This is a genomic window from Paramesorhizobium deserti (genome assembly GCF_001558695.1).
In the GTDB taxonomy this organism is placed as follows: domain Bacteria; phylum Pseudomonadota; class Alphaproteobacteria; order Rhizobiales; family Rhizobiaceae; genus Paramesorhizobium; species Paramesorhizobium deserti.
In genome coordinates this window covers 20,589-29,747 of record NZ_LNTU01000006.1, presented here as the reverse complement: position 1 = coordinate 29,747, position 9,159 = coordinate 20,589, and the positions used below count along the sequence as shown (strand labels likewise).

General features: G+C 61.2%; 4 protein-coding genes and 1 pseudogene. All 5 read right to left on the bottom strand.

Features of this window, described 5'->3' with window-relative positions; all coding sequences use genetic code 11:
* Positions 1-4,780, bottom strand: a 4,780-nt coding sequence (locus ATN84_RS08745; protein ID WP_153020166.1) for a two-partner secretion domain-containing protein, incomplete at its 3' end; no start/stop codon positions are given.
* Positions 4,781-4,840: 60 nt separating this feature from the next.
* Positions 4,841-5,287, bottom strand: coding sequence for a hypothetical protein (locus tag ATN84_RS08740; protein WP_068881296.1), 447 nt, complete (start codon positions 5,285-5,287; stop codon positions 4,841-4,843).
* A gap of 22 nt (positions 5,288-5,309) precedes the next feature.
* On the bottom strand, positions 5,310-7,055 hold the full coding sequence (locus ATN84_RS08735; RefSeq protein ID WP_068881295.1) for a ShlB/FhaC/HecB family hemolysin secretion/activation protein: 1,746 nt from the start codon (positions 7,053-7,055) through the stop codon (positions 5,310-5,312).
* Positions 7,056-7,071: 16 nt separating this feature from the next.
* Entirely contained in the window at positions 7,072-7,539 is a 468-nt protein-coding gene (locus ATN84_RS08730; RefSeq protein WP_244491037.1) for an invasion associated locus B family protein, read from the bottom strand.
* Between the two features lie 866 nt (positions 7,540-8,405).
* Positions 8,406-9,151 (bottom strand): annotated as a pseudogene (locus tag ATN84_RS26785) (IS5 family transposase).
* Positions 9,152-9,159: the final 8 nt, after the last annotated feature.

The window sequence follows — 9,159 nt, the reverse complement described above, 5'->3', positions numbered from 1 at the left end:
CCGACAGGGACAGATTGCCTCCGGCGTTGAAGCTGCCGCCCGTGGCCGAAATCGTCGTGGCGGAAAGCCTCAGATCGGTTTTTGCGGCAATCGCACCGGAATTGGCGACATTACCGACATTCATATTGACCGAGCCGCCGGAGATCAGCGCGCCCGCGACGGTCAGATTGGCCTTGTCGGTGTTGGCGACATAGACGGTCGGCACCAGAACCTCGATGCCGTTGACGGTCTTCTTCTCATACCAGACGAGCGTTTCGGTGAGATTGGCGACGAGTTCCGGCGAAAGCTGCTCGCCAATGGCGAGGCCGTTCTCTTTGGCAAAATCGGCGCCGCGATCGAGGAGGGTCTTCATCTGCTCGATGGCATCGCTGCCGGGGATGAAGGATCCCTTGCCCAAGCCCTGATTGACGAGTTGGCGAAGCTGCTGGTCGATCAGCTGGTTCTCGAAATAAGCATCGCCCAGGAAGGGCACCTCGCGCTCGGGCCTGTAGCCGATCCGGTCGATGAAATATCCCGAACCGTAGAACTTGCTCACGTCGAGAAACTCGGCGCGGGTCTCATAGAGGAAAGTCTGGCCGGGAATGGTGCCGCCAAAGCCGCCGGAGTTCGGCTTCGGCGCCGCATTGCCGAGGGCGGCGACGAGATCGGCACCGACGAGCGGCGTACCGTTCGCCGACAGCCCGCCAAGCGCCACGTTCGGTGTGAACAGCGCCCCGCCCGCCGTCAGTCCCGCCAGCGCTGACGTGGGATCGCCCGGCGTGGTCGAAGGCGCAAGACTGGCTCCGCCGGCGATCGAGCCCGGTGCGGACGTGTTGTTGATGTCACCGAAGCCGCTGATATCGAGCGCGCCTCCGGCCTTGATATTGCCGGCGGCGAACCCGACGGTTTCTACCTTGCCGGTGATGGAGGTGCCCTGGGCGATATCCCTGGATGGATCGCGGTCGCCGTCAGCGTCATAGGCCTCGCAGGCGCCTTGCGCGTTGCATGTCGTCGTCGTGGTACGGCTGAGCGTCACGCCCTCATTGTTCAGCACCTGCCCCTTGAGAACGGCGTCGCCCTCTGCTTCGATGCTGCTGTAGCTGTTGTTGAGGGTCGTCGCGTCGATCGAGAGATTGCCGCCGGCGCGGATCAGCGCCTCGGGCGCAAGCGGCCCGTCGAAGCGATCCTCACGGACGGACTGGCTGATATTGGAGGTCTCATTCCATGTGTAGGTCGTGCTCGTGTCCGCCGGCCCGTCAAGCCAGTAGGCTACGACGAAGTATCTGGAAGGGTTGGTGGGATCGAGGATGGGAACGCCGTTCCCGTCCTTCGGGACGCGCTGTTTGATCCAGTCGTAGATGGTGCCCTGTCCTACAGGTCCATTGGCGGATGTCCAGGTCCAGGCGTGGTAGGATGTCCCGTCGGCAAGCGTGGCGAGCGACCAGAGCTGGGACTCATAGTCCGACCAGAGCGGTGGATAGTAACCGGGATAAAGCTGCGGTTTGTCATTCGGGTTGTCGCTGTAGAGATAGGCGAAAGGCTTGCCCGCCACATCGGGATTGAGCACGAAACCCGAGATCTCGCCCGACGAGATGAGGTGCGTGCTCCAGGTGGGCGTCGTCACGCGCTTGTTGGTGAGGTTCTCCGTCAGGATCGAGACGTCGTTCTCCGCCCGGACCAGGCCGGAGACATTGGTGACGGACCGGTTGCGGCCGCCGCCGGCGTCTGCGGCGATCGCGAGATCGTGACCGACGAGGATGGCCCCCTGATCGTTGAGAAGATCGCCCGCCACATGAAGCCGGCCGTCATTGCCCGCATAGATCAGGCCGGAAGCCGTGTTGGTGAGATCGCCGGAGATGTTGAAGGTCAGGTCGCGACCCGCCGCCAGCTGACCGGTGTTGTTCAGCGAGGCGAGCGTCAGCGTCAGGTCGTTGGCAGCCAGAAGCGCCGTCGCGGAGGTCGTGGTGATGGTACTGGCGGAGATCGCGATATCGCCGCTGCCACCATCCGCCGTCACGGCCCGGATTTTAGAACCCGACGCGTCCACGGAACCCGTCAGGTTGAGCGCGATGCCGCCAAAGGTCAGGGTGCTGCCCGAGAAATCGGCACTATCGGCATTGACGGTCAGCGTGCCCGCCGTCGCCAGCTTGCCGCGATCATTGCTGAGATCGAGGCTCTGCAGTGTCAGCGTGAGATTGCCTTTGGCGACCGTATCGCGATCGAGGCTGATCGCACCCCGGTCGGCCCGCAGGTTCGCACCGGCGAAGCTCCGCAGGCTGTCATAGGTGATGTCCCGCAGCGCATGCGCCGTCAGATCGCCGCCGCTCGAAAGCGCACCGGCAACGATCGAACCGCCCGTCGCATCGAGCGACATCTGCCCGGTGCCCGCTAACCCGGTCCTGAGGATCAGCGAACCGCCCGATTGCTCTGTCGCGGCGAAATCGACGCCCGAGACCAGCGTGCCGATGTCGATCGAGCCCGCGTTGAGCGTGGCATTGCCACCGGCGAGCGATTGGCCGGACAAGGTGAGCGTACCGCCAGCCGTCAGATCGAGAATGCCGTGGCTCAGGGCGTTGGCCGACAGATTCCCGGTCGCGGAGGCAACCATATTGCCCGAGGAAAGCAGACGGTCGGCTGTAAGATCACCTGCCGTTGCTGTCAGATTGAGCGCATGAGCAGCGTTGGCAGGAACAACATTGCCGTTGTCGAGTGCTGCCAGATCGACACCGGCAACGACAGTGCCGATATTGATGGAAGAACCCTTGATGACGATGTCGGAACCCGACAGAAGCTGACCGCTGATCGTCGTCGTGCCCATGATATCAGCGGTGCCATGAGCGGTAACATTGCCGGCATTGAAGGTCCCGGCATTGGCCACCAGATTGCCTGCCGATAGCAGCGTGCCGGCATCAATCGCTCCGGCGCCTGCTTGCAGCGCTATATCTCCGGAACGTCCGACGACAATCGCACCGTTCGGCGAAGCCTTGCTGGCGGCGAAATCGACGCCGGAGATAATCGCGCCCGCCTTGATGTTGGCGCCCGTGATGCTGACATCACCGGCACCGAGAAGCTGGCCCGAAACATTCGTGTTGCCAGCAATCGCAACTGCGCCGTGGCTCGTGATGTTTTGCCCAATAACCGATCCAGCCGAAACATTCAGATTCCCTGCTGAAAGCAGCGAAGCAACGTCAACCGCGCCGCCGGACATCTGCAGGCGCATGTCGCCTGTTGTTCCGAGAGAGATTGCCCCATTGGCAGCATTGGTTGCGGCAAAATCGATGCCGGAGACGGCACTTGTCGCCTTCAGAGAACGGGCGGAGGCCACGAGCGCGCCACCGGAAAGAATGTCACCACTCGCGATATCTGTCCCGGCGGTCAACGTCATGTTGTTGAAGCTGATGAGAGCGGCGGCGGCAATCGCGCCCGACGTCGCCTCAAGCATCAGATCGCCGCCACCGGCCCTGGCGGTGCCGGAAAGCGCGATATTGCCGGTGGCGGTTGCGAGGCTGGCCGCGCCGTCGGCAATGACCTGTCCCGCCGTAATGCCATGCCCAGCTGCGAGGACCGCGCTTTTGCCCGCCGACACGCCGCCGGCCGAGATCGCCCCCGATGACGTCAGTTCGACATGGCCGAGCGCAGCCACGTCGCCTGCAACCGACAGCAGGCCATCGCCGCTCCCCAGAATGACGTCCTCTTCGGCCGCGACCGCCTCAAGCGTGATGCCCTTATCGGCCTTCACCGTCACACGCTTCTTCGAAGTGACCTTCTTCGCCTCGACCTGCCGGCTCTTCGACTTGATGTTCACCCCGTCGCGGCCGGACGCGTTGCCGAGCGAGATCCTGCCGTCGGCCGAGAGCGTCAGTTCGCCGGCGTTCGCCGCCATGTCGCTGCGCATCCTGACGCCCGCGCCCTTGTCGGTGACGACAATCCTGATGCGGTCGGCCTGCATGGCGCCGAGTGCCGAACCGTCGATGGCGAACTCTCCGGCATCGTCTATCCCGTCGATGGCCGTTGCTTCACCCGTGGCGTAATCGAACTTCTGTCGTCCCGCCGAAAGCCGCAGGTTCCTGGCCACCACCGGTCCGTCGATGCGCACCGTCCGCGAGACGATGTCGAACAGATCGACCGCGCCGTCACCGGAGGCAAAATTGCCGCCCCTGGAACCAAAGGTGACGTCCCCGCCCCGCACGGTGAAGCCGCTGAGCCTTCCGCTGCCGTCAATGTCGGGCGTGCCGGTGGTCAGCGTCGCGCGTGGCGTGTTGATGAAGCCGCAGCCATCGCAGGTGATGCCGTTCGGATTGGCGATGATGACATCGGCCCTGCCGCCGAAGACCTCCGTCGGACCTTCGAGCGCACTGCGGTTGCCCGAGGTCACCTCATTGAGGATCACGCTTGCAGGGCCGCTGTTCCGCAGGTTCGGGTTGCCCGGCGTCACGCCGCCGAGCTTCGACGTGCCGAACTCGCCATTGTGGTTGTTGAGGATCAGCCCGGGATTGCCGACATTGAAATTGCCATATTTGTTGTGCGACAGCCCCTGCCCGTTCGGCGTGACGATATCGACAAGCGGCACACCGTTCGGCGCGGCGCCGATACCGGGTCGATTGGTGGCCGGCGCACCAGCATCCGGCGTCACCTGCTGCGCCTGAACCAGCATCGGCTGGAAGGCGAGAAGGCCGCTCAGGAGCGTGGCTGTTGCCTTGCGGGCAAAATTGGCAGGATCGAACCAATGAACGCGATATGCCGCCCCTTCACGGATCCGGGATACATGTGAAAAATATTGACGGATTGCAAAATTCTTCATGGCCGATCCTGCCTCAAACATTCATCAAAGAGACGCGGCGGCTGATTGCCGCGTCATGCTTTAGTTTCTGACTTTCGCCGGCTGCGTGCTGCGGGGATCGTCAAGCTTCTTGTAGATCTCGGTCAGTTGGGACTTGGGCGGGCTGCATTTCTTGCTCCGCGCGATGTCCTCGAGAACCTTGTTGCGATTGCGCAAGGCATCGATCTCCACCTTCTCCGGCGATTTTGGATCCATGAAGAAAAAGGCCGGGAAAAAGAACACGCCGGCCGCCCCGAGGGCGATGTTCTTGCCCTGCGCCTGCGTGCGCTCTTTCAGCGTTGTCAGAATCTGGCGCTCATTCGCCGCGAATTCCCGCGAGATGCCGGCACAATCGAAGGCACTGTCCGTCGGATTCGTTATGGCAACGGGATGCGCCTCGCGCCCTCCGCAGCCGGCCAGGATCAGGCCCAGTCCGACCAAAACCCCCGCACTCGTCTTCCTCACGATCCTCTTGTCCCCACGAAACATCTTCCCTGCTCCTGTCTGCTACTCACCACCTGAGTGATGTGCTTACGAAAAAAATGTCCTTGTCCGCCGCTTCGGCGCTCGTCTTGAAAATCCTGGAATAGCCGATATCCGCGCCGACCTTGCCGCCCGCCAGGCGCATGCCGAGCGTCCAGCCGGCGATATCGCCGCCTTCGATGCCGAAGCGCTCCTGTTCAAAAACATGGCCGTAATCGAGCCCGGCATATGGGCGAAGCTCGCCGAGCCCCTTGGCGAGGAAGGCATTGTCCGCCCATGGCATGGTGCGCCAGGTGATCTCGTTGCGGGTGAAAAAGCCGTTATTGCCGAAGAGCACGCTGTCGCGGGCGCCCCGCACATTCGAGTAGCCGCCGAGCGAGATCTGCTCCGCCCCGAAGAGATTGTCGGGCGAATATTGCCCGTTGATCATGCTGCTGAACTGGAGGTTCTGGCCTGAGAGCTCAAAAGGCCTGGTGACGCTGACCGTGCCGGAGAATTTGGAGAATTGCGGATCGGCGTCGCCCGCACCCGGCTCGCCGCGCTCCACCGCGCCGAAGATGCCAAGCCCCTGGGAATAGTTCAAGTCGAACACCCAAAGCCCGCCGAGCCAGCGGCGCGAATGCGAGATGCCCAGATTGGCGACCGTATATTCCCGGCTGCCCACTTCGATGCGGCTGCCCAGCAGGAAGTTGTTGGTTTCCTTGTAGGTGAGCCCGGCATTGAGCGTCGTGATGGAATCCTTGTCGCGCAGGATCACCCGGTCGACATTGAAACCGAACTGGCCGGAGTCACCCGATGTCTCGATATCCCCGAAATTACCGGGTACCGAACTGTGGTATTTGTAGTAGGAACCGTTGAGCGAGAACGTCCAATAGCCATAGGGAATGCTGAGCGACCCCGAGATGCTGTTGCCGCGGCCGATGCCATCATCCGGCCAGGGATAGTCCGGCCCCGTATGCTCATAGGTCAGCGACAGGAGATCGTTCAGATTGGCGAGATTGTCCATCTGGAAGGAGACGGAGCTCCTGGAATAGCCGGTCTGCTTCTGCCCGAGATTGCTGTTGGCCACCGAGAAGTGCCACGGCAGGCCCGGCTGGTTTTCGACATTGAGGATTGATGTTCCCGGCTCCCTGCCCGGCAGCATGGAGGTCTTCGCATTGTTGGAAGAAAGCCGGTTGATCTGGTCGAGCCCCTGCTCGACATCGCGGATATTGACCGGCCTGCCCTTCATGCCAGGAAAGGCGGTGGCGATGAGGCCGGGATAGGCTGCCGGCTTGCCGTTGAGATAAATATCCGAAAGCGCGCCTTCGGCCGCCACCAGGCGCAGAACCTTCGTCTCTGCGATATTCTGCTCGGGCACATAGACGCGGGAGGTGATGTAGCCTTCCTCGACATAGAGATAGGTCAGCTCCTTGAGCAGCGCATTGATATCGGCAAGACCGATGCACCTGTTCTCATAGGGCTTCAAGACGGGTTCGATCGCCATTTGCGGCAGCAGCGTTATGCCCTCGACCTCCACCCGTCTGATCTCGAAACATGGTCCTTTGCTTGGCCCTTCCGCCTGTTCCGGCCTTTGCTGCTCGGCCTGCCGCGTGCCGCGCGGCGTTGTCTCACGCAGCATCTCAAGCCGCTGCTGGAGTTCCTCCTGTTCCTGTGCTCGCATGAAATCGTCGGCTGGCGTCGGCCCCGGCGATTGCGCAAAGGCGGAAGAGCCCATCAGGATTGCAGAAACGGAAATGGCAAGCCGGGGCACGGCCGGGCGAAGACACTGCATGATGTTCGCTCCCGGTTCAGTCCCTGGACGGCTTCTGCAGTTCGGCCAGAGCCTTGGTCAGCCCCTTCAGGGAAAAGCGCAGATTGATGTTCTGCCCATTCATCAGCCGCAGATGCGCCTCGCCCGCATTGCCCTTCTGAAGCGCGCCGAGCATCTGGTGATCGAGCTTCTGCTGTGCCCAGCAGCCCGCCTGGTTGCAGTTGCGATAGGGAATGGTGACAACGTCCTTGCCGTCGGCGGACAGGCCCAGCCCCACCGGCAGGACGACGTTCAGCGGCACCAGCGCCGTCAGCAGGAGATCATTTTGGGACGGCTTCTTGCCTGCTTCCGGTGCGGTCCTGGCGATGGCGAGCGTCAGGATATTGACGTTCTGTTCGCCCTGCCTGACCTGCGCGATCTGCGCCACCTCGCATTGCGGCACCGTCTTGCCGTCCGCAGCCTTCACATCGACGCAGCGATGATACCAGTCATCGAACTTTGTCACATGCGGAGCGCCAGCCGCAGGTTGTGCCGGCGAGGCCGTGGCGGGCTGTGGCGGCGCTGATGGCGCTGTTTCGGAACCCTGCGCGAAGGCAGAAAAGCACCCGCTAATACTTATCCCAATAAATAGGGAAAATCTGTAAATCCAAAGCCTTATCGCCGTCACGGCTAAACCTCAAATAGAAATCAAATATCAGCGGCTGGTAATCCCCCACAACCCAGAGCGTCAAGTCATTGCGGTGTATATTGCATCACAAAACACCGTCTGTTGCTCAAATACCGCAGTTCAGATGGTCAGACTGCGGTCTTTCCATGTGAGCGCGCCGATCAGGATCGACGAACATACTGTTCCATAGCCTTCTGTCCTAGCGCTCCTTTGGCAGATTGACCGGCATTAAATCTGCCAAAGGGCTAAGGCGCGATCGCAACCGTCTCCCCTATCAGCAACGGGCTATTGCAGGAGCTGATTTCCTCCTAGTTCTGTCTCATTTTGAGACAGGCAGAAATTACAATTTCCGTCATCGGCAACGCCGCTTCCCATCCCAAACGCTGCGCGTCAACCTCTCGAAATCGATTGTATCAAGCTTCATCTTCGACTTCGACATCGCAGCGCTCGTGGCGCTCCTTAACCCTGATCGCCTTCCGCCGGTAAATTATTGCCTTTAGCACGCGGCCCGTACCCACATTTGGGAAATCCTACGAGGTGACACAAACCATATGCGTGATAGCCGCAGATGCTTCTGGGTAACTAGCGCTCGTGGACAAAGGGTATCCATAGTTTGACTGCGGCGATTGCGACGAAGCCGAGGTGGGAAATCCTACGAGGTGACACAAACCATATGCGTGATAGCCGCAGATGCTTCTGGGTAACTAGCGCTCGTGGACAAAGGGTATCCATAGTTTGACTGCGGCGATTGCGACGAAGCCGAGGTAGGATTCCTTTGTCTTGTCGTATCGGGTTGCGACCCGCCGCCAGTTCTTGAGCTTGTTGAAGAGGCGCTCGATCTGGTTGCGCCATTTGTATTTTGCTTTGTCATGCGGGATCGGTTCGCGTCTGTTGCTCTTCGCCGGTATGACGGCCTCGATATTGGCACTGGCGATCTCCTCGCGAATGACGTCAGCGTCATAGCCCTTGTCGGCGAGGAACGCCTCGATCCGGTCGGAAATCATCCGGAACAACGGTGCAAAGCCCTGGTTACCGTGCGTTTGTCCGGGCGTCAGGACAAAGCCGAGCGGTCGCCCCTGCGCATCGCACCGGGCATGGAGCTTGGTGGTGAAGCCGCCGCGCGATCGGCCAAGCGCCTGGGTCTCTTGAGTCCCCTTTTTATGCCGACCGCACAATGATGTGCCCGGACGATGGTGCTGTCGATCATGTCGGCGCTTCGATCCCGTTCGACCAGTTCGGCCAAGGTTTCGAGCATCGCCTCGAACACGCCGGTCTCGATCCATCGTCGGTAACGGCGGAAGACGCTGTTCCATTTGCCGTATTCGTCAGGCAGATGCCGCCACTGGGCTCCGGTGCGCGCCATCCACATCATACCTTCGAAATATCGACGATTGTCCTGGGCAGGGCGGCATCCGCGCCCTCGTTCTGAAGGCAGTAGCGGCCCAATCACCGCCCATT

What these genes read in the sequence shown, in the direction of transcription:
- ATN84_RS08740 (WP_068881296.1), bottom strand. Translation starts at nt 5,287, where the DNA reads ATGTTTCGTGGGGACAAGAGGATCGTGAGGAAGACGAGTGCGGGGGTT.
- ATN84_RS08735 (WP_068881295.1), bottom strand. Translation starts at nt 7,055, where the DNA reads ATGCAGTGTCTTCGCCCGGCCGTGCCCCGGCTTGCCATTTCCGTTTCT.